At 41.1% G+C, this 24,798-nt stretch carries 15 protein-coding genes; 11 read left to right on the forward strand and 4 right to left on the reverse strand.

Annotated elements, in window-relative coordinates:
* Positions 1 to 54 precede the first annotated feature (54 nt).
* Positions 55 to 3,951 (forward strand): hybrid sensor histidine kinase/response regulator, encoded by a 3,897-nt coding sequence (locus B5M42_RS21415; protein WP_134753683.1) that lies wholly within the window; start codon positions 55 to 57, stop codon positions 3,949 to 3,951.
* On the opposite strand, the gene B5M42_RS21420 is transcribed toward B5M42_RS21415, so the two are convergent.
* Positions 3,952 to 4,869 carry a polyprenyl synthetase family protein gene (locus B5M42_RS21420; RefSeq protein ID WP_134753685.1) on the reverse strand — a complete coding sequence of 306 codons (918 nt, stop codon included), beginning with the start codon at positions 4,867 to 4,869 and terminating at the stop codon, positions 3,952 to 3,954.
* A gap of 134 nt (positions 4,870 to 5,003) precedes the next feature.
* Here B5M42_RS21420 and B5M42_RS21425 point away from each other — a divergent pair, with 134 nt between their 5' ends.
* A complete protein-coding gene (locus tag B5M42_RS21425; RefSeq protein WP_134753687.1) occupies positions 5,004 to 5,408 on the forward strand; it encodes a hypothetical protein in 405 nt (134 codons plus the stop codon).
* Positions 5,409 to 5,445: 37 nt separating this feature from the next.
* Here the strand turns inward: B5M42_RS21425 and B5M42_RS21430 are convergent, their stop codons facing one another.
* Both B5M42_RS21430 and B5M42_RS21435 read right to left on the reverse strand, forming a co-directional pair.
* Positions 5,446 to 6,567 carry a C39 family peptidase gene (locus tag B5M42_RS21430; RefSeq protein ID WP_167689980.1) on the reverse strand — a complete coding sequence of 374 codons (1,122 nt, stop codon included), beginning with the start codon at positions 6,565 to 6,567 and terminating at the stop codon, positions 5,446 to 5,448.
* Positions 6,568 to 6,803: 236 nt separating this feature from the next.
* A complete protein-coding gene (locus B5M42_RS21435) occupies positions 6,804 to 7,439 on the reverse strand; it encodes a response regulator transcription factor (RefSeq protein ID WP_134753691.1) in 636 nt (211 codons plus the stop codon).
* A gap of 243 nt (positions 7,440 to 7,682) precedes the next feature.
* On the opposite strand from B5M42_RS21435, the gene B5M42_RS21440 reads away from it, so the two are divergent.
* The 4 genes from B5M42_RS21440 to B5M42_RS21455 all read left to right on the forward strand — a co-directional run bounded on the left by B5M42_RS21440 (position 7,683) and on the right by B5M42_RS21455 (position 11,248).
* Positions 7,683 to 7,895, forward strand: a complete 213-nt coding sequence (locus B5M42_RS21440) for a hypothetical protein (RefSeq protein WP_134753693.1) — start codon at positions 7,683 to 7,685, stop codon at positions 7,893 to 7,895.
* Positions 7,896 to 8,288: 393 nt separating this feature from the next.
* Positions 8,289 to 8,708, forward strand: coding sequence for an RNA polymerase sigma factor (locus B5M42_RS21445; protein ID WP_134753695.1), 420 nt, complete (start codon positions 8,289 to 8,291; stop codon positions 8,706 to 8,708).
* 135 nt (positions 8,709 to 8,843) lie between these two features.
* Entirely contained in the window at positions 8,844 to 9,254 is a 411-nt protein-coding gene (locus B5M42_RS21450; protein WP_230633113.1) for a DUF6075 family protein, read from the forward strand.
* Positions 9,255 to 9,286: 32 nt separating this feature from the next.
* Positions 9,287 to 11,248 carry a C40 family peptidase gene (locus tag B5M42_RS21455; RefSeq protein ID WP_209280726.1) on the forward strand — a complete coding sequence of 654 codons (1,962 nt, stop codon included), beginning with the start codon at positions 9,287 to 9,289 and terminating at the stop codon, positions 11,246 to 11,248.
* Between the two features lie 130 nt (positions 11,249 to 11,378).
* Here B5M42_RS21455 and B5M42_RS21460 read toward each other — a convergent pair whose 3' ends face one another.
* Positions 11,379 to 13,664 carry a hypothetical protein gene (locus tag B5M42_RS21460; protein ID WP_134753697.1) on the reverse strand — a complete coding sequence of 762 codons (2,286 nt, stop codon included), beginning with the start codon at positions 13,662 to 13,664 and terminating at the stop codon, positions 11,379 to 11,381.
* 286 nt (positions 13,665 to 13,950) lie between these two features.
* On the opposite strand from B5M42_RS21460, the gene B5M42_RS21465 reads away from it, so the two are divergent.
* From B5M42_RS21465 to B5M42_RS21485, 5 genes are read left to right on the forward strand one after another with little or no spacing between them, the layout of a single operon-like run.
* On the forward strand, positions 13,951 to 14,160 hold the full coding sequence (locus tag B5M42_RS21465) for a helix-turn-helix domain-containing protein (protein ID WP_134753699.1): 210 nt from the start codon (positions 13,951 to 13,953) through the stop codon (positions 14,158 to 14,160).
* 24 nt (positions 14,161 to 14,184) lie between these two features.
* On the forward strand, positions 14,185 to 14,892 hold the full coding sequence (locus tag B5M42_RS21470) for a DNA/RNA nuclease SfsA (RefSeq protein ID WP_134753701.1): 708 nt from the start codon (positions 14,185 to 14,187) through the stop codon (positions 14,890 to 14,892).
* Complete coding sequence (locus B5M42_RS21475) at positions 14,882 to 18,472, forward strand: Druantia anti-phage system protein DruA (RefSeq protein ID WP_134753703.1); 3,591 nt, start codon at positions 14,882 to 14,884, stop codon at positions 18,470 to 18,472. The genes B5M42_RS21470 and B5M42_RS21475 overlap by 11 nt, the downstream gene beginning before the upstream one ends.
* An 18-nt stretch (positions 18,473 to 18,490) precedes the next feature.
* Positions 18,491 to 19,957, forward strand: coding sequence for a hypothetical protein (locus B5M42_RS21480; protein WP_134753705.1), 1,467 nt, complete (start codon positions 18,491 to 18,493; stop codon positions 19,955 to 19,957).
* Positions 19,954 to 24,675 (forward strand): FtsK/SpoIIIE domain-containing protein, encoded by a 4,722-nt coding sequence (locus B5M42_RS21485; RefSeq protein ID WP_134753707.1) that lies wholly within the window; start codon positions 19,954 to 19,956, stop codon positions 24,673 to 24,675. The genes B5M42_RS21480 and B5M42_RS21485 overlap by 4 nt, the downstream gene beginning before the upstream one ends.
* Positions 24,676 to 24,798: the final 123 nt, after the last annotated feature.

Below are 24,798 nucleotides of genomic sequence, written 5' to 3' on the forward strand. Positions count from 1 at the left end.
CCAGAGCTTCGCAATCGCACACCCGCAAATTTAACCTAGAGTAAGGTGTTGAGCATGTTTACTACAAGCAAAATTGGAGCTATTTTTCTCTGTTGTTGGATGACCCTGTTGTTCATCCTCCCTCACCAATCGGTTCAGGCTCAAAGCGATTTGCACCGTATGAAATTTGAACATTTTGATATTATGAGTCACAACCTATCCCAGAACAGCATTTTCAAAATTGTACAAGATCATGAAGGCTTTCTGTGGTTTGCTACTCAAAATGGGCTGAACAAATTTGATGGCTACCGTTTTCAAGTTTACAAGTCGAACAGGAAAGATCCTAACTCGCTTTCTGATAATTGGATTAATACCCTCTATATAGATAGAGCCGGTGTGCTATGGGTTGGAACCTTAAACGGAGGGGTAAACAAATACGATTCGAAAAATGACAGCTTCAAGCAATACACGCAGCAGCAAGGTCTCATTAGCTCTAATACAATTAGTCACATCGTAGAGGATAACAACGGATTTATATGGATTGGAACGGATAATGGCCTGAACCGTCTTGATCCTAAAACAGATGAGGTAAAGGTTTACCACCATGATTCGAATCATTCAAAGGGGATCAGCTCGGACAATATTATCGATTTATTTATAGACAGAGATGGGCTATTGTGGATCGCGACGGAAGACGCAGGGGTAGATCGATTCAACCCTCAAACAGAGGAGGTTGTCAATTATCGAAATATAACTGGAGCCAATAGTTTAAGCGATAATTACGTAGCTTTCGTTTATCAGGACAGCGGCGGAATGTACTGGTTTGGAACAGATCATGGGCTGGATCAATTCGACCCCGCTACAGCTACCTTCAAAAATTTCAGAAATGATCCGAACAAGCCGAATAGCTTGAGTAACGATCAAGTGCAATATATTTATGAGGACCGGGAGCAAAAATTGTGGGTCGGTACGAATCAAGGGTTAAATTTGTTTCTTCCTCAAGAAGAAAGGTTTATCAGATACTTGCATGACTCTACAAATGCCTACAGCTTGAGCGATGATAATATACGATCCATATATGAAGATGACTCAGGAATTTTGTGGGTAGGCACGAATTCATCGGGGATTAATAAGTACAGTAAAGAGAAGGACAAATTCGAGCATTTTTATAACGAGCCTACCAACCCTAATAGTCTGGATAATAATAGTGTTTGGAGCTTTTATACAGATAAGAGCAACCAGCTCTGGGTGGGTACATCGGCGGGCTTGAATATCTATGACCCATCACGGCAGCAGGTGAAGCATTACCAGCATGATGCAGAGAATGAGGATAGCATTAGTGCGGGGAGCGTTTGGGAAATATTTGGGGATTCCTCCGGAGCAATCTGGATTGGAACGCAAACAGGTCTGGATCGATTTGACCAGACAACCGGGAGGTTTAGTCACTATCGTTACGATTCCAGTAATGGCAATTTGCTTGTAAATATTCGTGTCCTATTTGAAGATAGGCAAGGAGTATTGTGGATCGGAACGAAGACGAACGGTCTCTTTTCACTTGATCAAACACGCTCCATATTCAGCCAGCTTGCTTCCCCGACTCTAAATCAAACAGCATGGATTACAGCTCTTGCCGAGGACAGAAATGACCGATTATGGATTGGAACGAATACAGGACTGTATCAGCTTGACGCAGGAACTGGAGCTATAGTGGCTTACAAGAGCGATACTACCGCTCAAAATCATATTAGTCATGATCGAATTCGCTCCATTTATCAGGATGCAGAGGGAATGCTATGGGTTGCAACTGCTGGTGGAGGCTTGAATCGCTTAAATGTTGAAACACAAGCTTTTACTGCTTGGACTGAGGATGATGGTCTCTCTAACAATGCGGTATACGGAATATTGCCGGACGATCAGGGGAACCTTTGGTTAAGCACTGATCTTGGAATCTCCAAATTTGATCCACAGCAAAACAAATTCAGGAATTACGATATTAGAAATGGCTTGCAAAGCAATGAATACAATGGAAATGCTTATTACCGCAGCAGCAGTGGAGAAATGTTTTTTGGCGGTGTCAATGGATTTAATGCTTTTTACCCGTCGGAAATTAAGGAAAGCTCCTACGCTCCACCGATACGAATAATAAGCTTTGCTACGAAAGATCAGACTTTTAAATTCAATGACTCATTTTGCTGCTCAGAGCCTTTACGTCTGACCTATCGGGATAATTCATTTTCAGTGGAGTTTGTTTCACTCGATTTTTCAATGCCGCAAAAAAACGAATATGCGTATAAACTAGATGGGTTTGACAGCGATTGGGTTTACTCGGGTAATCGAAGGTTTGCCAGCTATACGAATCTCGGCGCGGGGAACTATACATTGCGGGTTAAAGGTACAAATACTGACGGGATCTGGTCCAATAAAGAGCTGGCCATTGATATTCATGTAGGATTACCTTTCTGGAAAACCTGGTGGGCATATTCGTTATATGCAATTTGCCTTGCTTTCATCTTCTGGGGATACAATCGGTTCCGTTTGAAAATTCATGAAAGAAAGCTCAAGGCACAGCAGATCATCAATGAGGAATTGTTAAAAATGAATCGTTTAAAAGACGATATTCTGGCAACAACCACGCATGAGCTCAAGACCCCGCTGCACGGTATTATCGGCATAACGGAATCGATTCTCGACGGACTGGGCGGCTCCCTCAATGAGATGATACGAAAAAACCTGAAAATTGTGGTTTCAAATGCAAGAAGATTAAATACACTGGTTAATAATATCCTCGACTTTTCCAAAATAAAGCAAAGTGGGATACAGCTGAATCTAAAGCCGGTCGATATCTCCACTTTGATGGAAGACCTATGTGTCATGGTTCGTCCACTGATATTTGCCAAACATGTAGCACTAGAAAATAAAATTACAAGTCCTTTATATGTAAACGGCGATGAGGATCGGATTCAACAAATTTTATTTAATCTCTTAGGTAATGCAATAAAGTTTACTGAATCAGGTAAAATCGAAATTGCCGCCCAAGCACAAGATCAGTTTATCGAAATTTCCGTGACTGACACAGGAATTGGAATACCTCCAGACAAGCTCAGTTCTATATTTGAACCCTTTGAGCAAGTAAATGGTTCCATTTCTCGGGAGTATGGAGGCACAGGCTTAGGTCTAGCCATTACGAAGTACCTGATACAGCTTCATAATGGCTCGATACAAGTTGAGTCTGCTGTAGGCCAAGGATCGAAATTTGTTATCACGTTACCTATAGCAGCTATACCCGCTCATACGGCAATTGCGGACCATGTGGACATAGCTGCCGGGCAGGATGAATGGGCAGTAGCGAGCGAAAACAAGCCAAACGCAACGATTCGTATTCTCGCAGTCGATGACGACCCAGTTAATTTACAAGTCATCGTCAATTATTTGGCCATGCAAAACTGGAGCATCGTGGTTGCGCGTGATGGCTTTGAAGCGCTAAGCCTGATTGAAAATGAATCGATTGACTTGATCTTGCTCGATGTCATGATGCCGCGAATGTCGGGCTTTGAGACTTGTAAAAAAATTCGTAAAGCCTACAAAAAGGAGGAGCTACCTGTCATCTTTCTTACAGCCAAAAACACACCGGACGATTTTGCAGCAGGCTTTGAGGCTGGTGGGAATGATTATTTGACAAAGCCTTTCACGAAGTATGAATTGGTCTCCAGAGTAATGGGCCATCTTAAACTAAAGCTCATGGTTGTAGAAAATCAAAAAAACAGTTTTACAAAAATCGAGAAAGAAATATTAGCTCTTGCTTATCAATATCCTCGTCGCGAATTGCTTGCAAGGTACAATGAACAGCGAGAGCATAGTATTGTCGAGAAAACCTTGGAAAATCATATCAGTAAAATATTAAGGAAGCTCGGTGCAGAAGGAGAAGGCATTGAAAAGGGAGCCAAGCTGGCAAAGAAAAAAGGGATTATATGACTAGCGAATAAACGATGCATAGGTGATCTCCCTGAAGCGCTCCTTCCAGGGGGATCGTACCTGTAGCTTCCTCCAAATGTCTTCGGCGGTTTGAATGCAGACGGCTTGAACAACCTGAGCATACTCCATACAGCCGGAGCTATTTACAGCCTCTATATATTCTTGTTCATTTTTGATTACATGCTCCAAGGGAAGATTACCTTTATAAAATTCGCGTAATGGATTGTAGGGATTGCTATTCGTGGAAAGCAGATAGATGGCCGGAAGGGTACGTCTTTTTAAATGCAGATCACTTTTAAGCCGATATTGAAGCAAGTCGTTGATATCACTTTGAACCTGATGAATAATGCCAATACAATCAGCCAAGTCATTAATTTGCTCAAGCAGCTCCTTCGAGCATTCCAAGGAAAAGCACCCCATAAAACAAGCGAGCTTGAAGATGGAGCCGGATTTTTCGCGAGTTACGGTTAAATAATCCTCTACGGTCGATGTCGTATTGTACAAATCCTTATGTTGTCCATTAATTGATCTCGCTATGATTTTGCTAATTTCCGAGAACGTTTTTGCGTGTATAGCGTGTTCTCCGAGCTCTCCGATAAACCCAACGAAAAATGCTAAAACTGCGTTTAAGGCGGTCGCATGGGAGCATTGCATCCAAGGCTTGTTTATTTGGTCTTGATCCTGCAGGTCATCCAAAATATCTGATGATAAGATAACCAGCTCCGTCGCGGCCGCAAATCTGTAAATCTCAGGAGAGTCCCCACCCAGCATATAGTGGGTACATAATACAATATCTGACCAAGCTTTGTTTTTGGGCTCAATTTCTGCGATGAAGGATTTCAACATATCATTTAAGGCTTTTTCTTGGAAATGGTCATCGACAATGCGATACATATGCTGTAGTACCTCGTGTTTCATGCCTGTTCCTCCTGTTTCGTTCAAATTAGCTGCGTCGTATGCAGGTATTTGGGAAAAATAACTTTTTTAGAAAATATTATTTTTTTGTAACAAAAACGCAATTGCATGCGTCTGGTTATCTAGGAGGGGATTAAATGAAAACTTTTGCACTGTCAATGATGTTATTCATTTTGTTGGTTCCAGTTTGGGGCTGCAATAGCGAATCGATGAATACAAACATCTCTGAGAAAATAACGATGCCAAAGGAAATAAAAGTTAAATTCGGAGATGGCAATGAATTCACCTTGCCGGATCAAGCAACCATTGAGAAGGTTGTCGGTGAGATTAAATCCATGAGCTTTGAGCCTATAGAAATTCCCGATTCTGTTGGCCAGAACTTTACTTTACTACTTGGGAACGGCATAGAATACAGCAGCGCTGGTTATTTAAAAGTGAATAAAGCCTATTATAAGGCACAGGATAAAACAATCGTTGTTAATTTAGACAACTACCTCGTAGCCTTAGGCAAGGAACAAATACCTGGTTTGCTTGGTAGATAAAGGAGAGGTGCCGCATGAGCACCTCTCCTCTTTTTCACTAAGGCTTTACTTTTACAGTTTCATTCCATGAGAGCTGCGGTAAGTAGATGTACACGTCTTTGGGTGTTGAGTTCCATGTATCATGTACAATGACGTATCTGTACCATTTAAAGTTTTCCGTGGATTCTTGATATTCTTCGAAACCCACTCCCGTCATATCGTGATTCGAATAGGTTGCATCCCCAACAACATTGATGATATCAGGTCGGTTTGCATTGATTTCTGTTTTATGATCCGTGAAGCTGGCGGAATTTCTGGTTACAGATACCGTATAGCCGCGGTCAGACCAAAACTTTTTCATACCATTAACGCGGTCGTCCCAGCCAGTTGCTCCACTCGAATTTGTATTCATATATGTCGAGCTTGCCAATACATCGATTAAAGTGTCAGAGGTGGTTGTGCTTTGGAGCAGGTTGGTGTAGCCCTGAGAATATCTGTAGTACCAGATAATGTTTGAGAAGCTGGTAGGGCTACAGCCTTTTCGCCAAGAAAAGTCTGGAACTGTAGAAATAATTTTGGAGGAATAGCTCACAACAGAATTAATTCCAACTGTAGGAGCTGACAATAAGCCAACCTCCGCACCATCAAGCCCTGTTTCCGGCGCTTTTTTAGAACCATTTAATGAGCCGTTGGATTTCAGATTTGTCTTATTTTTAGATGCATGCTCACGGATGTCATAATACGTATCGTCCCTCTTTTTTATGAAATACTGTGTAGGGCCTACATATAAGGCTTTTTCGTTCTTTTGTATGGATACATAGGGGCTAACGCCTTCACGGGCCGATTCAATGACGACCGGCGAATCCTCGGCACTAACCACTACATAACCAGCAGCACCTGCTGCGTTAGTAATATCAAACAGGAACGAAGTGATCTCATCCTCAAAATCAAACAAAGGGAATTGGTAGGTGATGCTGGCAGATTGCCATGCTTCAAATCCATTTTGACTTACAACATTAACATACTTTTCCGCTGCTAGCAGGGCATTATGCTGCAATTCTTTAAATTGAGATTTGGATAACACATTCCCGGCTGGAGCAGCAGAAAAAGCGGATACAGGCGAAACTGCTGCGATCAAAATCATGGCTACCAAGGTTAACCACATTTTCTTTACGTTCACTCTTTGCACCATCCTAATATTGTAGTTGATAAAATTCGCACATTGACTACTGGCCAGAAGTTCAATTTGCACAATTATTAATATATTCCATTTTTTGATAGATTGGTATAGGTTGTTTGAAATTTGCATAAATCGCGCAATGCCGTTTCGCTATTCGCGCAATTTTCTATTTATGTATTGGTGAAGCGGGATATGAGCGTGATATTCTATCATTCAGAGCAAATTTTCAGTTGAGCCTATGATTGCTGATACATACTTTTCAAAAATTTTTCTAATGCTTCGGCACGTGTCTGCACACCCATTTTTTCATAGATTTTCCTCAAATAATTATCGACAGTACGTTTGCTCATATGAATATGCTCAGCGACCTGCTCAAGCGTAGCACCTTTGAGCAAGAGGTTCATGATATGAATTTCCTCTTGATCAAGAACAAAGCTTTCGGTTAGAGCTGAAGTATCTACATGGGCTTGATGATAAAGGGAAAAAGGAAGCATGGAATGGTTGTCCAAAATACAGTTGACCATATTTTTAATCGTCCTGGTGCTGGATTCCTTTGAGAGAACCCCACTTAGCTTCAGCTCAATAGATTTATTGATAATGTCAGTAATATCGATTCCTGTAAAGATAACAATACGTATATCCGGGTAGCTGCTCTTGATTTGAGCAGCTACTTCAATACCGGATTGATCGGGAAGCCGATAGTCCAGAAAGATGAGGTCGGGCCGGTTTGAGGATACCTCCTTCATACATTGGCTGGCGCTACCCGCAATCCCGATTACCTCAATACCCTCGATATCCTCCAGCAATGCTTTGGTGGCGTTTGCGACTAAAGGATGATCGTCGACTACCAAGGCTTTTACGAGTTTGGTCATATGTGGTGAACCCCCCTGTATTCCGCGAAAAATAACAACACAATGCCGCCCCCTTCTTTTATCTTATATTCTACATATAGCATCATATGAAATTATTTGTAAACTGTTCTGCTAGGTTTGAATACCCCTAAAAATTTTTAGGGGGTTATTTTGCTTCTTTTCAGCCCTCAAATATTTTTGGGAGTACAAGCAAGGGAATTTCTTCGTATATAATTTGCTTCAAAGCAGGAGCTGCTTTGAAGCTTGAAAATGGATCAGAAGCATTCATTTAAGGAGGGAGTTACAACGATGTTTTACTGGCAGACAGGAGTGGTGATTTTCATAGCGATTATAGTTATCTTTCCTGTAATTCTGGAGTATCGAAAGCTCAATAAATACTCTACTGGAAATGATGCTGCACATGACAAAGCAAGCGCATCAAGAGTTAATTACAGTAAAAATGGTTGTAATTTTTAAAGGAAAGCCGCGAGCATGGCCTGAAAACCTGATATTAAAGGAATGCTTGATTTGAGTTTACAACTAACCACTGAATGACAACACCGATTACGTGATAACTAAGCTTTTTCCTCACCATATGGTGTTGCCATGTGAGGAGGCAATGGTATGTTGTATTCTTTGTCGTATGCAGTATCCAAAAATAAGCTTTTGATAAACCCTCACCGGTTATATCTACCAACCACACAACAAAATTCAAATTGGGATTTTGCCGCAATGAAGCGCTGGTATGCGCTGCGGCAAAGTCCTTTTTGTATTCTCTGAAGCTGCACCCCAACGTTTATTAGGAAGTGTCGGTTGCCGCTCTCCTCCCTCTGTTTTGGTTTACCAACAAACCAGAACGGAGGGACGAATATGAAAAAAATCAATTTGCGGAACGTGTATCCTTCAATCAAAGCGGATACGTGGGTCGAAGTGAACGATGAGATAGCGGAAGAAATTCACCGCTTCGATAAAGCTGAAAATGCCTACAGGCTTCGCACATACCGTCATCAGGCATATTACTCGCTTGATCGAGAAGACGGAATTGAGCATGACGTTCTATTTCGGCTCATTACCCCGGAAGAATATTACGAACGGAAGCTGACGAGCCAACAATTGTACGAAGCGCTGTGCCAACTGTCGGAGAAGTCCTCTCGACGAATCTACGCACACTTTTTTCTCGGAATGAGCAAAGTCCAAATTGCGGCAGCCGAGCAAGTGGACGAGCGAGCGGTTCGCACATCGATTGAGCGCGGGTTGAAGCAAATGTCGCAATTTCTAAAAAATATGTGATCAATCATCGCCTGCCGGTTCCGAATTTGCCCGAAAAATGAATAGGTAGATAGAAGCGCTTGTCCTTTTGGGGCGGCTGGTTTGACATTCTTGAAGCGACCAGTCGCCCATTATCTAAGAGAGGAGCCTAGTAGTATGATGAACCCTACTCAGTTTCACGACGCACAGCATGAAGATTTCTACTATCGGATGCTGCATGAACGAAATTGCAGCGACGCATACCATCGGGCGCTGTTTTATACGCTCGGCATTTCCCAAGAAACTCGCAAGCATATCCGCGATTTATTTGATTTTTCTCATGGGGGCATTAAGCCAGAGGGACTTGCGGCTTCTTGGCAAACGGGCAGCACCGTGCGCATCTGTCGCCTCGCCTTCAATCTGTGGAATGGTTGGACGGAGGAAGGCGCAGAACGCTACTCCGCTCCAAACGAGTTGTTTGCATGTGGCTACGCCCCTTATTTTTTTGAAGCTATCCACCTTCGTTATCCAGAATTTTGCCGTAGTCATGATCAGATTTTGAAACGGCGGACGGAGCAGATTCGCTAAATGACCGCTTGTGACGGGAGTGGAAACGGATAATGAAGAAAATCAAAATGAGGGCTGTGGTAAGGGACATCAAACGGTTGGACAATCTCCCTAAAGTAATTGAGCGGCAGGCAGATCATGACAAAGCGCATGGTCAAACTCCCGAAGCATATGCAAAGCATCGCTCCGAATCGACCATGAAGAAAATGGTGCGACCTCAAATGGGAATGAGCATCCGTGTGAGCAGCAGATTGATTCAACTAATTCTTAAAAAGCAGGCGTTACCGAACGGTACTCGTGTTGTGGGAGTCCCCCCCGTTGACACGAAGCCTGAGCCTTCGATTACGCCAACATTGCGGCAAGCACGCAGGGTTCGTCTTCGTAAGCCGATTGATGGCAAATATCTCTTGCGTTCAGATCAACAATCAGGAGAACAACGCTTCATACGGAGCCGGGCCAATGCCCGGCTTTCTCATCGTTCAAGCGATAGGTATCCTGTTGCGGCCACGAAGCAGAACGTTAAACTATCCGGGAAAAAGACACGCGCCGCCGCGCCATCGCATTTTGCAAATATACGAGCGCCTCGTCTTAATGCGCTCGTGTCTGAACTAGCAGGTCAAACGATCAAGCGGAAAGAGCGAACGTTAAAAGTATTGTCGCCGTTTATCAAAACGGGGCAGCGGCTGGGACAGGCTAAAAACGATGTTCGCGCGAAGCCGAAAATGAATGCCGTCGAGACAGCTAAACGGGCTACTCAAATGGCGATGGCGACACGCCGTACACTTCAAAGGGCGCAAATTGCTGCAAGACTGAATCTTCGTATTATTAAAATGGTTGTAAGAGCCGCTGCGATGTTTGTCAAAGGACTGGCGGCGCTTTTGGGGGTCAGCAGTACAGTGATCGTATTGCTGTGCATAATGATGGCGATAGCTGCCGTCATTTCCTCTCCATTTGGTATTTTCGTATCCGGAGAAAATAAGGATGCTGATGTAAAGCCGCTTCCTCGAATCGTTCAGGAGTTGGACGCTGAATTTGAGGCAAAGCTGCGAGAAATGCAGCAGTCCGCTGGAAACGTAGACCGGGTGGAGATTCATTATACTGATAGCGCAGACAACACGAGAATCGATAATTGGGCGGACATTATAGCCGTCTTTGCTGTAAAGACAGTCACGGATACCAAGAACGGAATGGATGTAGTTTCACTTGATGCTACAAGAATCGGTATCATCCACGAGGTATTTTGGGAGATGAATCAGTGGGAATCCCATGTTGAAATGATTGAACATAAGGAAACAGTTACTGTCCAGCATAAGGACGGAAGCTATAGCGAAGAGACGACGACAAGCTACGAGCACATTTTGCATATTACTATTAATAGTAGAACCGCGGAGCAACAAGCAGAGGCATACCATTTTACAAGCGAGCAGATGGATTTGATGAAGGAAATGTTGTCGGCAGAGTTCCGACCGATGATGTTTGCAATACTAGGCAAAGAAGCGGACAATGGCTTAACGCCGAAGCAACTTGAATTGGTTCAACAGCATTTGCCTGAGGGCGAGTTGGGCAGTGAGGCCGTTAAATTGGCGCTGACTCGTTTAGGCGATCCGTACAGCCAACCGAAGGCTGGTCAGGACAACTTTACGGATTGTAGCTATTTGGTTCAGTGGGTCTATCGGCAGTTTGGCATTTCCTTACCGCGAACTGCGGCGGAGCAGGCTCGATATTTGCTGGAAAACGGACTGACGATCAACTTTGCCGAGTTGGCGCCGGGCGATCTGATATTCTGGAGCTATGAGCAAAATGGACGATTCATGAACATCTCGCACGTGGGCATATATGCCGGCAACGGCAAGGTTATCGATGCCTCATCCAGTAGGGGCCAGGTGATGTATAGGGATTTGTTTGACAGGAATAAGCAAGTGCTATTTGGGGGTATACATAATGAAGTCCAAAAAATAAATGAATTAACTATCCTTTCCACAGATAAAGGGGCTGTCCGAAAAGTCAATTTGTGATTTTAGAGCCCCACTTGAAGTAGCAAAATGCCCATAAAAAATGACCCCTTTCTCCACTTTACTGTGGATTTTGGGGTCATTTTTGGGTTATACCCTATAGTACGATCTCTTTTCGGACAGCCCCGATGTATTAGGCTTGCTTCACGTGATAATTAAATACAAACATTAGAGCAGCATTTAGAACATCGGCCAATGCAGAAGTCATCTTTTGCACATGCTCTGCTTTATCTGGCACCACATTTTGCTTACCGCCATTTTCAATAAACTCATGGTAGAGCCTGAATTGATTGTCGCTTGTTCGAAGAAGCTCATCGGATGCTTTTAAAAACTCTGCAAAGCGCTCTTTTCCGTATTTCGTAGATAGAACATTTGCCATGATATGGCGGTACAGTAATGCTGCGGCGAACGTTGCTGGGTTTGAATAATGAATGACCTTCTTGCGAAACTCTTCCTTGTCCTTTTCTTCTGTAATTTCCCCGTTAAATTCTACCGCTGAATCAAGTAGAGCAATAATAAGGCCCGGTTTAATAAAGTTTTGAACATTTGTGGGGAAAGTAATAGTTATATTTTTGCAATTACCGAAATAATCCTCATTAATGTTTGAAACCCATCCACAGCCGTTTCTCAGATGATTAACAAGCGCATTCCAACTGTTCCCATGCGGAACTAATCCTGAATTTTTTGAAATATTATCCAAGGAAGGGTCGATCACTTGTGATTTAACAGATGGTTCATGGAGCCAAAATTTCCTGAGAACTTTAAATACCTCTGATTTTTGTACCCTGAAGGGAGCGCCCTCGTTTTCCAATTCAAACCGAATCCGTGTATTTGAGAGGAGGAAATCCTTGGCTAATGCGCTCAAAATCATTGGAACGACTTGTAGAGGGCTGAATAAAGGATATAAGGATTTACGGTCCAGCTTATCAAGAGGTTTTTTGAACATCACCGGCATTGTTATTGCCGGATTCTTGCGAACCATACTCTCCCGAATGGGACGCGTAAGATCCTCATACTCAGCCTTGAGTAACACAGCCATATCCTTTGGATCAATGGTCTCCTCGAGATCGTCCTCCTCTGCCTCCGCTTCGTCTTTTCTAATAGAATCAGCGAATTCATCTGCTTTTGTACCTATTAGGATAAAGGGCACTTCTTTTCTGTAATGCTCCAGAATTTCAGACAAATGACCAATCATCTTTTTTTGATTGGGATTATTCACTAATGGGAGCACGACCAATAGTGCATCGTATTGCTTATTATAAAGAAAGTTCCTCAGATTCGCTTTTTCGGCCTCGTCGTCCTCGCTGTTGTGATAAAGCCCACGCGTGTCCTCTAAAGAAAATGAATAGTGTCCATCGAACGTGCCATAAGCTTGTTGAAGCTCTTTGTCAACGTAATTTTCATTCATTTCATTTGGAACAAAATTCATTTCAAGTGCTGAATTCATTGGCATATATATGAGGATTTCCTCGCATAGTACCTCAATGGAGAGACGCTTTCCCTTCTGAAGGTCATTATTTGTAAAGAACGCCTTGGCAAACTCACAATCCATTTGATGATGATGTAGCTCAACAAAGAAGTAGCCATCGTCGGAGACATCACTATCGTTAAAGTAAGTTAGGAATTTTTGGCCGAGCAAGAACTCGAGCTCATTGTACAATTCATCCAAGACCTTACGTGTTTCCATGTTTGCCTGGAGATGGGTTACTGTATTCATCAGGATAAGCTCTTTTAGCTTTCGAGAGTGCTTCTTAATATCCTTATCGTCAGTGTTGTTGACGGACTCGTTATAAATCCAGCTTGCATTTTCAAGGGCAAAGGGACTCAAGGCTTTTGAGAGTTTTTCGACAATAGCATCTATTATCTTCTCATCAATCAGATGATACTGAGCTTCTGTGTTATTTTTTGTGAGAAACTGCTGTGCGATTCGTCGTGTCAGTTCCTCATCAAGTTGCTTCTGCTCCATTTCTCTGATTTTCTTATGATCACGAGAAATCAAGTCTGCGAGTGGACCTGCCGCTTTATTTACAAAATCATCATAAGGCACGTATGGCTGTTGCGGCTTGACGGCAACAATTAATTGATCCTTCAACGCAGTAGTAAAAATAAATCTTTTTTCTCGAACCGTCCCACTACCTTCTCCTATAATGTCATCCAAGAGGGGATGGAACAATACTGAAGCAAATTGTTTTACTAAAGCCGTCTTTCCAGATGCTGTCGGCCCAATAGCGAGCAGACTCTTAACATACGGTGCCAGAAGCAACCCTTTTTCATTTACAACGTCCATTTCAGTTTTTTGCATTTTAATACCTCTTTCCACGTTTTTTAAACTGAAAAACCGCCCATACATTAAAAGTAGGGCGGTATAACGCGTGGAAATAAACTTCTGTATATTAAACCTTGAAGTTATTTTTCTCATCGTTGGCGCCTCCCCGACTGGTAAGTGACATTTCTGTCACCTACAGCGATGCTGTAGCGGACGATTATTCAGTTACCTTGATTATCCATAAAGCAGAAATGGATGTCAATATCTTTTTTTGTTGATTATCTGGACTCAAGGGCATCTAAGTATGCACTTCTTTCTTGTGATACTTCAAATATAAGTTTGCGATCACGAACTTATTTGTTGTGTTCACTTACATCTAGAATTATACTTAAGAGAAATGCCTATCCTGTGAGATTTTTTATTCTGGAGCTGATAAATAATGGGTGTTAGCTATAAGAGGCTTTGGAAGCTACTTATTGATAAAGACATTAAAAAAACGCAGTTAAGAGAAATGTCGGGAATTAGCGCAAGCACCTTTGCGAAGCTTGGTCGAAATGAGAATGTAACTACCGATGTTCTTGTTAAGGTATGTAGAGCATTAAGCTGCGATATTGGCGATATTATGGAAGTTACAGATGAAGATAACTAATACAAATGAAATAAGGCGATTTAAATGAGCAACTTCGTTAGAGGGGTTTTTATTGAAGAATGTAAGAATAGATTCCTATGCTTAGTGAAAATAAAAAAAGAAGAGCATCTTTGTTATGTTGCTAGTTCTGCAAGGTTATCTAATTTCGTTGATTTAGCTAACAAGAAGGTCTTACTAATTAAAAATAAGGGAATTAAAACAAGAACAGCATATACCTTATATGCAGTAAAGGGCGAGTTTGGCTATATTGTTCTTAATTTAAGTGAAGCTAATACTCTATTGCTTGAGGTTATTCGTAAAGAATACTCCTCAAATATATCGATTCAAAAGGAAAAATTTACGCTGGAGGGCTACAAAGCAGATCATTTGGTGGTGTCGGTTCCTCCAACGATAGTTGAGGTTAAAAGTATACTTGCGGATAAAACAGCTGTGAGGTTTCCGTCAGTAAATGGAGAACGCTCAATCAGGCAACTTGAAGCACTAGAAGAAGCCTTATTAAATGGCTACCAGGTACGTTACTGCTTGGTATTGCTCTCCTCTTACATAGATAATTTAACGTTGGATGTGTCTGCTGCGGATTTTAATACAAGGCTAAAAAAATGTGTTGATTTAGGCATGAGTTTAGAGACCTATAGATTGAAGGTAACTCGGAAGCTGCGTTTTTTTATAGAGCGTGATAGTCAACTAGAGAATAGCATTTTGAGAAACGAGGTCTTATTGAATGTTGAATAGAACAATTTCTTTCAGGCCCAAGATCGAAGGTCAGTTCAGAATGAGATTTTATAATGCTGTATCCCTTATTAATGAAAATACATCTGTTGCGAATATTGAGCAAATCGTGAACAACGAAATATCGTGGGTTGAGAATGAGTGCTTTGTTAATACGGCCCAGAGAAAAAAATATCGTGCTGTTTGGTTATTATTTAGAGATTTAATTCGGGCTTCGTGGAAGGCCTGCTACAGGGAAGGCGTTTTAGAAATGCGCCTTCCTAATCTGGACCAAAGTGAAATTCAGGATGCCTCCACTCCTGAAATAAAAGGTTTGCTTAGAAGTTGGATGCAAGAGAGTCGTCTTGATCGCTTGCTTTCTTATGTGGATTTTATTACCCGAATGGAGTCACCTTCATCGGGAAAAAGGGAGATTTCTTGCCTAATAGCTGATGGGAGCTACCTAGCAGACAAACTTGAGGATGTACTTAAACACAAGATTTCTATTGAGGATGCTGTTAGCCCTTACTTACAACTTGTAAAAGAAAATGAAAGGGATACCTTCACGGGGTTGAAGCTATCAGACATCTGGAGATATTTCAGATTAACTTGGTCTACTCCTGCGGAAACCACACCCGGTCGTACAATGCAGTATCTCATTCGAGATGCGGCTCATCCGATGCACGCTGTGATGGGTATAGCTTCACTTGAGAACAGCGCAATGCAAATAACCTGCAGGGATGATGATATTGGGTGGACGCCGAATTCATTTACAAGAAAGCTTAAGACATTAAAAGAAATGAAGGAAGTTCATAGGGAGTTTGAGAGGCTGCTATCTTTTCTAGAGGAAGGCATTCAAGGGATCGACTACCAGGATCTATGTTCTGAAGCAGAAATATTAAATCCCTCTGAGGAAACTATCAAAGCATTGCAATACAAGGCCGCAGCTGCGGAGGAAGAGCGTCAGTACTTACTGAAGCTTTCCCAAAGTGAGCAACGAAATGAATTAGAAGAAAAGAGCGAATTAGGTAGTATTTCTCGAGAAACAGAAAATGCTCTGTATCTTAGAAAAAGAGCGGAACAGTTATCTAAACTACTTCAATCCAAGAAGCAATTGAACGAACTGATACTCGGCTCAAATTTCGAGCGTATATGGCTTTCCTTTGCCGAAAGTGAGGCTGGTTATTCAGCAATTCGAACCGCATTAATTGCTCAAAAAGGGAAGCATATCGGCTCAAGCATGATGGAGCTAAATATATGTGGAGCTGTTCCACCGTACAATGAAATCTTGGGAGGCAAGCTAGTAGCTCTACTGGCAACCTCTCCTCAGGTAATATATGACTATTATAAGCGCTATGATTCACGCAGAAGTGAGATTGCAAGTCGCCTTAAGGGTGAGGATGTACGTCGATCTGCTGAATTGGTTTACGTTGGTACTACATCTCTCTATTATGTTGGCTCTAGTCAGTATAATAGATTAAAGATTCCCAAGGAGATACTAGAAACTGATTTTGATATTCAGTGGCGTAGGTTAGGTAAAACCTATGGATTTGGAACAATGCATATCAGCAAGGCCACTACAATGAGCTTGACAGAAGCAACCAGTGATGTTGGATTTACACGCATCAATCACGTTTTTGGCGAAGGTGCAAGCCCAAAAATGCGCCTGATGAATATGTCCATTCGTGAATTGCTTGAAACTAACCAAGATGAAGCAAGGGAACTTTCTAAGCATGCTATGTCGCGTATTGTTTATGGCGCTGCGTTAGCAAAGAATACTAAGGAATACCTTTTAGGTCTTGATGAGAAACCAATTTATGGCTTTGACATAGAGGATTACGAATCGGGGACCCAAAAAATAATTAAATATTGGCAGCGGAGATGGGTTTTAAGCCGATTGAGGTTTTCTCCCATTTTTGACCGGCTGCGGTCCTTTGATAAGTCTGCCTTCTTAGTCAGTAGTGATGTTAAAAAGCAGTCGGATTGGAAATTTGAAAGGCTAAAGGAGGCTTTGATTATGCACTACCCAGATAGTGATCGGTCTGTCTTCAATTTCATTAGTGGATTTTACCGCGGCAGCAGTGCATATGCAGATAATATAGATAACAAGTATCTTTCCCAAATCCATGTTGTTACTGAACTTGATGCTGCCATAGTAAATGCAGTTTCTGAGGGCAAGGACGTAGTGCTAACCGGTAATCCTGGAGACGGCAAGACTCATATTATTCGTATGCTTTTACCCAAGCTATCTGAGCTTCCGAGACCACCGATAATTGAAATTGATGCTAGCACTTTATCCAATGAAGAGATTTTCGAACGCTGGAATGCAGCTAAGCAATCTGGTGTTCCTTTCGTTATTGCAATTAATGCAGCTGTTCTTTTTTCTATTTCACTAGAATACCCAAATTTTAGACCGATTGCTGAAGCGAAAAAACAGATGATCAATTCAACCATTTTTCATAATGAAAGCTATGATTTTAAAGAAGCAGTTGTTTTTGATCTTAGTAAGCGAGAGGCGTTATCTCCTAATATTATTAAACGTGTTATTGACAATTTAACAGATAAAAAAAATTTCGAAGGATGTGGTATTTGTCAATTCACCTCATCCTGTGAGGTATTAAGGAATGCAGAACTCTTACAAAATCCATTGTTCCAAGATAGACTTTCAAGGATATTAACTAGAGTCGCACTCAAGGGGCATCATGCTACCTTACGAGAGTTACTCGGGTTTATATCATATCTCCTGTTTGGTAACCGGACATGTGAAAAAATGCATGCAACCTTCGGAGAAAATGAATTTGATTTGACAAATTTGATCTATAGCGGAAAGGGCGCTTTGTTTGACGCTATTCGTCAATCCTTTGATCCATCGCAAGTTTCGCATCCTATTTGGGATGAAAAGTTGCTCCAGAATACAATAGATAAGGATACATGGGCAGAAGGGATATCGATTTCTTCTGAGGCAATTGATGTAAATAATATAGAATTGTTCAAATTGAGAAAACGGCAGTTTTACTTTTTTAATGTACACGGCGAGGCATTATTAAACATTAGCGATGATGACGTATCAAAATTTCAAGCTTTCTTAGGGCAAGACAATAAACGAACTATCAAAGAACTCATTAAAAAATTAAATGCCTTTTTTGGAATTACAAAACCTGGAACGGAACTGGAAATATGGTCAGGGCATCGCTTTAATAATTCTTCTCGTCGTATACTTATTTCCTTAGGAAAGCTTTCAGGCTCACAGTTGTGCATTGGACGCCCTCAACTTAATTCCGCTATGAGTCAAGGAATAGAAATGACGCAGAATTATTTGAGGCTTGAAAAGATTAATATGCCTTCTGTTTATTTAAAGGTTGATTTCTCTCTCTATTGTTTACTCTTAGAGGCTGAACGAGGAGTGCCTGTTCTTTTTATGGAAAATGATAACGTAAAAAAGGTTTGGCGGTTCATTGAGCAACTACAAGCAAATGATAAAATTAAAGAAGAGGACGAGATTAAAGTTACTCTTTTAGATGTCCAAGGAAAAAAAGAGATTAGCGTTACAATTGATATGGACAGCAAAAAATATCTGTCCATTCAGAGTAGTGGCAAGCATTAAATAGGGGGCCGGTTATAAATGGAAAAGCTCTATTTAAAGAAATTAAGAGATACAGTGGACAAAAGGTTTGTTGGGTTTAAACCAAATGGCTCTAGTATTAAGCCAGTACATGTATTTAGCGGTGCAACCCGTGTTATATATGGGAAATCGGCAGATACCAGCGGAATTAAAAGGCTTTCTTATGTGGCAAATGCTAAAGGGAAAACACCAGCAGCAAATACTCCTGAGAAGGTACTTAGCTTTTTAAAAGAAATGAATGCTATTGAGGAAGAGGATATTCGAATTGAAGAATTAACCACCTTCAGAAATTTGCTTCAAAAGCTTCTTGCTGCCGATGACGGGGTGTTTTCAGGAACTGATGATAGTATGGTCTCATATAGTTCAGGCTCTAGGTATTTTATTACACGCTTCGCAATGTATGAAGATGCGGGGGAATTCATTGGTGGAATTATTAAAGAGTATTGTCCAGAGTTATCACAGTATATTTCCAAACTGCTTGAGGATAATAATGATCCCATTACGCTTCTTTTTACTCCAGTTTTGATTGAAGAGCCGGATCGACTGTATGCGGATAGCAGACATACTGATATTGAGGCCTTTGCCCAACAGTCCGTGGCATTAAAAAAATATTTGAGGGAGCTCAAGGTGTCGGGTGAATGTCTACTAGCACATTTTAAACAACATCCCAACACACTGACTCAACTCAGGCTGTTTAATTTCTTCTGTATATTTAATCTAGTCCGCTACTTGTCGCTTCTTGAAGCATTCTATTGTGGGGAAAGCATCCGACCATTCCTATTGGATTTTTCGGATGATAGTCAGTCTAGTATCGCTCGTGCTTCTGTGATGTCCTATACTCAGGTTCATCGATCTATATCGAGATTTTATGCTTGGGGATATGCACAAGAATTAAAGGCTTTTAGTAAAGAGGAACTACTTTCTTCAGAAACACCTGAATATGAACCAAATAAAAAATCAAAGGCTGATGAGAGGGAGTTAGCTCGAATTTGGGAACTGGCAAAGAATGATGCTGCGGCAGTTGAGGAAGATGAAGCTAGACTTATTTTTGGTACTACTATATATGATATGCTGGCTTTGCAGGCCTCTTCCCATCCAGTAAATTATCTTAGAGCAATTGGTATTTTGTCGGGAATTTTGTATCCTCCAACTAATTTTCATGTTAACAAGCGATTTGCGCTTTCTCAGGATGTACTTGAGATGGTAATCAGGACTTGTGTGGCTCCTTCTGAGACACTTTCCGGCACTGAATTGAGAGAACGTCTATGGGAACGAATGGGTGTTCTAATAGGTGGAAGTGATTTTGAAATGAGAAAGCTGCATGAGTCTGGGAGTATTCTTCAAGCAGACTCGGATTCGTTGAATCAAAATTTTGATCGCTTTGCGGATACTTTAGAAGCAATGAACTTTGCAGAAATTATGGCTGATGGGATATTGCAGATTAGATTGGGAGGGACTACCGAATGAAAAACAAGCAGGAGCTATTAATAGAACTGCTAATAAATAGACTCTCCGAGACAAAGGTTGGCATATTAGTCAAAGGTATTAACGATATTTCTCCCGATGCTATTTCAGGGGCCGTTGCTAAAACTCTTAATAAAAAATTATTTATAACGGCAGTTGGTTACGAAAATACACAAGAAATAGAAACTAACGATTTAATTGTAGCCACAAGAATAGAGAAAGCTGTTATGTGGAGAAGTGAATCTGATAAGGCGGGGGCAATTATCACCTTTGTAAGGACAGATAGTGATAAACTGCATTCTTTAGCAGAGTTTGACCTTGTTTCTCCACGAGATCTTTCAAAGTATTTACTTGAGAGTTGTATGAGACAGGAAACTAACACACCAACAATGAATTTTTGGAAGGCCTTGCTCGAAACCTCCTCATATTACTCCTACGAAACACTTTATGAGTTCGTTGAGGCAGTCTCTGCTGAACCGGATTTAAATGCTGCCATCCCTAGTAACATGTGGATATTAGGCCTTTTGTGTGATTTTGACATTTTAAGCACGAGTATTAAGCCTGCAGAGCGGCTTCAGCGAAACAGAGAACTAATTGTGGCGATCGGCCAAATGAGCGAGGAGTCGCGAAAGAAACTAAGCCGTTCCTTAGTGAAGGCGACCAAGGATGATAAAGATAACCTGCAGGCGGCATACAAGCATCTACAGAATTTTTACAAGTACGGTCGTAAGGATACCCTCAGATTACTAAGCTTTGAAATTGTGCAAAGACTTTTTGCGGCAACAAAATCAGAAAAGAAGTCCATAGACAACCCTGAGGGAGACCACCCAAAGGAGGAAAGCAATTCTATAATTAACGGTAGAGAGTTAGAAAGCTTAATTACAAATTCAATTATAACGCCCACTGAGGAAGAACTTGATGACTTAAAGGAACTTTTGGGGGATATCAAAAAGCATTTTGATGATAAGCCTGATGATAGTAAGAGCGCCTATACTAGCATAGGGGGCATATTTGAGGATCGAAAGATTGTTTTTGAGGCATATAACCCTGCATTGCGAAAACTTGTCGGAAGGGCTTGCAATGAAACTAATTGGGGGGGAATTCTTGAAACCTCTGAAATTGTTTTAAGAGATGTGGTTGCTGCAGAGATTGAAAATTTTATACCTTTTGTTCCAGACAGCATCGACATGAAGACTAGCTTTGATAATTCCTCACTCTTCTCATTTATGTCTAGATTTGATGATCAATTTTCCGAGAAGAAGTTGGATTCGGCAGAGTTTTTTATGCCAATTATAAAAAATCTAATAGAGTCAAGGAAGGTGCTTCTCGATAACATTGATTTAATAATGTATTACCCTGTTTTGTCATTCGGGGTGGACCTTACTCTTCAAGAAGCCTTGAAAAAGTATGTAGAGGCTTGGGCTAGCTTACTGCGCGCCTATTGCAATAATGAGCTTTCAATGCATGAAATAAGTCAAAAGGGTAGCAACTTTGTAGCTCGAGCTCTTTTGCTTTTAGATGTATTGTACATAAAAACACCGGTAGAATGGAAAGGAATGCTTATGCCCCTGCATCCGCTCTACCTCTGGAGATATTATGAGGTGTTCAAGGAGCTTACAAATAACAGGGAGCAAATGAGTGAGGAAGATGCAAAGAATTTAACTGCGGTTTTCTCATCTCTACCTCAAATAGTAAATTTTTTGGTAGTCGATAAGCTAATAACAAATTCAATTAGTACTGAGTTACCGTGCTCTGGAAGCATTGAGATGCTACCCACCTTTGAAAACAAAACAAACCGCTATTTAGGCTATGATGGGACTCAATCTGTTGAAGAGATACTGTCGCGTTGGGTAGCCTTTGCTCCATACACTAGGAGTGAAGTTAGAATATGTACAGTGGATGCTCCTGATTTACCAAGCATCTTAAAGTCGTTAAAATATTTTATTGATAATAACGGCTGCGAGCGAATAGTGTACTTTGCCTATTTAACACGAAATCAAAATGGGAATAGTGAACTTGCCAAGTTAGATTATTCATCTAAGGATTACGAAATTGGCGATTTGATTAAAAGTGGTAGGATTTCAATTAGTATTAAAAATGTAGCTTCGTCTAATGATGTAAAGCAAGAGCTGCAAAAAAAGCCGGTGCATCTTGCCTTCTATTTCGATCAGGCTGCCTATTCAATCGAATATGGTCCGAGCACGAAAAGTCTTTATATTAATCCATTAGTTGTAACCTATGATTATGAGTTCGACGACATAACCCATCGTGGAGACATTTTCCCTTCATCGGATATGGATTCAGGCTTGATTGGAGACTATCACAAGGTTATGCGTCATGCTGAAATAGTAACCGCGAATAGAAATCCGAGGCCTACGTATAATCCAGATGCCGACATTAGTAGTGTTGTTTCTACTATTGAGAATGGGGAAACACAGTGGTTAATCGCTGCGGATAGAACGACTAATAATTACTTACCACGTAACACAATTCCAATTGGAGAAAAGCAATATGGTAGACGGATGGTAAGTATATGGGCTTCTAAGGATTCTAGAATTATTGGGCAATATTTAAGTCTTTTGCGGCAATATAACCTATATCCAGATAAAGAGGTGTTAATTAATATTCTCTCTCAGTTTGGGCATATTTCATCTGAGGGGTTAATCAGCATCCCGCGATCTGGAGCAGATGCCCAAGCAATTGCCAATAGAAAAAAAGGGCTTATCGGTACCGTCTTTGCTGCCGCGTGGTATACAAAAAAATATCAGAATTCTTTGGTAGCCTCATTGGATACACCAGATGCTCGTCTTTGGCTAAACGACAGCAGCATTGGAAATGAACGAGCCGACCTTATTGGTCTGCGCTTTGATGAGAGCACTAATTCATTGTATGTTCAGCCTATTGAGGTGAAAACAAGAGATGACTCACCGGATGCTAGGCTTTCCGTCGATGAACATACAGGCATTAAGTTAGTTACAGGACACGCAGCAGATCAGATTGCTTCTGTTGTTGGAATGCTAAAAGAAATCTTCAATTTGGTTGAAACAGACACCCTTAACATGTTTGTAGCTGCGCGGCGAGAGGTTCTTAAGTACCAGGTGGTTTCGGAGTGTTTTAGACATATTCATGAGAGCAAATGGCAAAAGCAATGGAGTCAGGTATTGAAAAAAGCTTTTGGTACGGGGAAAACAGGTAATATAAATATTTATGTATCTGGCATGCTTCTTCATATCAAACTTAGTGAATCAAATGGTGGGAGAACAGTACATGCTGTACACCCAGAATTTGATGATTGTCCAATTGAATTTGTCGAGCTAACCGCTAAGGAGATACAGGTTGATATTTTCGGAGGACCATCCTCGGTGACTAGATCAGCAAAGGAGATTGATTTTGACGAAACCACAGAGGACACTACTGAGCCGGAAATCGAAATTGATAACGATGGCGTTAAAGAGTATGAGACAACTGGAGATAATCAACAATCGTTAGAAACAGAGCCGATTGAATACAACCAGTCTCCTGATAATGTCATTGAAGTAAATGAGGCGGCTGCTTCAAAGGAATATGAATCGAACATTACTAAGACTGAGTCAAATGCTTTGAAAGCCCCTGTAGATGAGATTTCAAGGGAAGAGATTGAACAACTTGCTCGGGACTTTACGAGGTCGTGTTCAGATTACCATATAAATTTAAAAGAGTGCGATCCAAGTAAGGCAGTAGTTGGCCCAAGTATAATTAGGCTTTATTTCAAGCTTTCAAGAGGACAAAGTCTTCAATCAGTTGAAAATCATCTAGAGGATATCGGGCGTGAAATGAAGCGAACAGGAATTTTAATTCAAGTAATTCATAATTCCGATGAGATTATTTTGGATATTCCGCGCCTTCACAGAGAACAAGTACTGTATTCAGAGGTTGTCAGCAAACTTCCAGTTACAGCATCACCTGAGAAGTTATATTTTCCAATTGGAAGAACTCCAGATGGAAGAGATATTATAAAGGACTTGGGGGAAATGCCTCATATTCTAATTGGTGGAAGCACGGGTTCTGGAAAAACGGTGTTTTTATTTACGATGCTCGCATCGCTTATAAAAACTCATCCGACTGAAAAAGAGCTACAATTAGTGCTTTCTTCCTCAGGTTTAGAGGACTTTGTCCATTTTGAAGGAATACCACACCTTGTTGGAGGAAAGATCATCTCAGACGCCCAAGAGGCAACCGAGGTAATTAAAAATGTAGTATTTACTGAGTTTGAAAGAAGAGAAAAGATTCTTGCTGATGCACGAGTTGCAAACATTATTCAATACAATCAGAAATTTGACGAAAAGCTAGCTCCGATGGTGGTTGTTATTGATGAGTTCGCTGACTTATCTGACCAACTTGAAAAGAAAAAGGATAAGGAGGCATTCTTCACTCCAGTAAAGCGAATCGCACAGATTGGAAGAAAGAGAGGCATCCACTTAGTACTGTGTACACAGCGCCCAGCAGCCAATCTGGTTCCTTCCAATATTAAATCGCAGTTGAATGGAAGACTTGCACTGAGAGTAAATGATGCCAATTCATCACGCATGATATTAGAAGAAGCAGGTGCACAGCATTTACAAAAGCACGGGGATTTAATATATAAAAATAGCTCGGAGATTGAACGTGCGCAAGGATATTATATTTCAATTGAAGAGTTGGATGAAATAGTGAGCCAGGTTGTCTCAAAAACAAAAATATAGTACTCAAAAGAAATTTATTGGAATAATGGGTTTGTCTAGGAAGTCATTTTTTGATTTTTAGGCCGCCACTTTGATATGAGTTTGTATGCAAACCCAGTTAATGTTTGACAAGTGTTCGGCTTG

Source organism: Paenibacillus athensensis, from assembly GCF_004514475.2.
Lineage (GTDB): Bacteria > Bacillota > Bacilli > Paenibacillales > NBRC-103111 > Paenibacillus_AL > Paenibacillus_AL athensensis.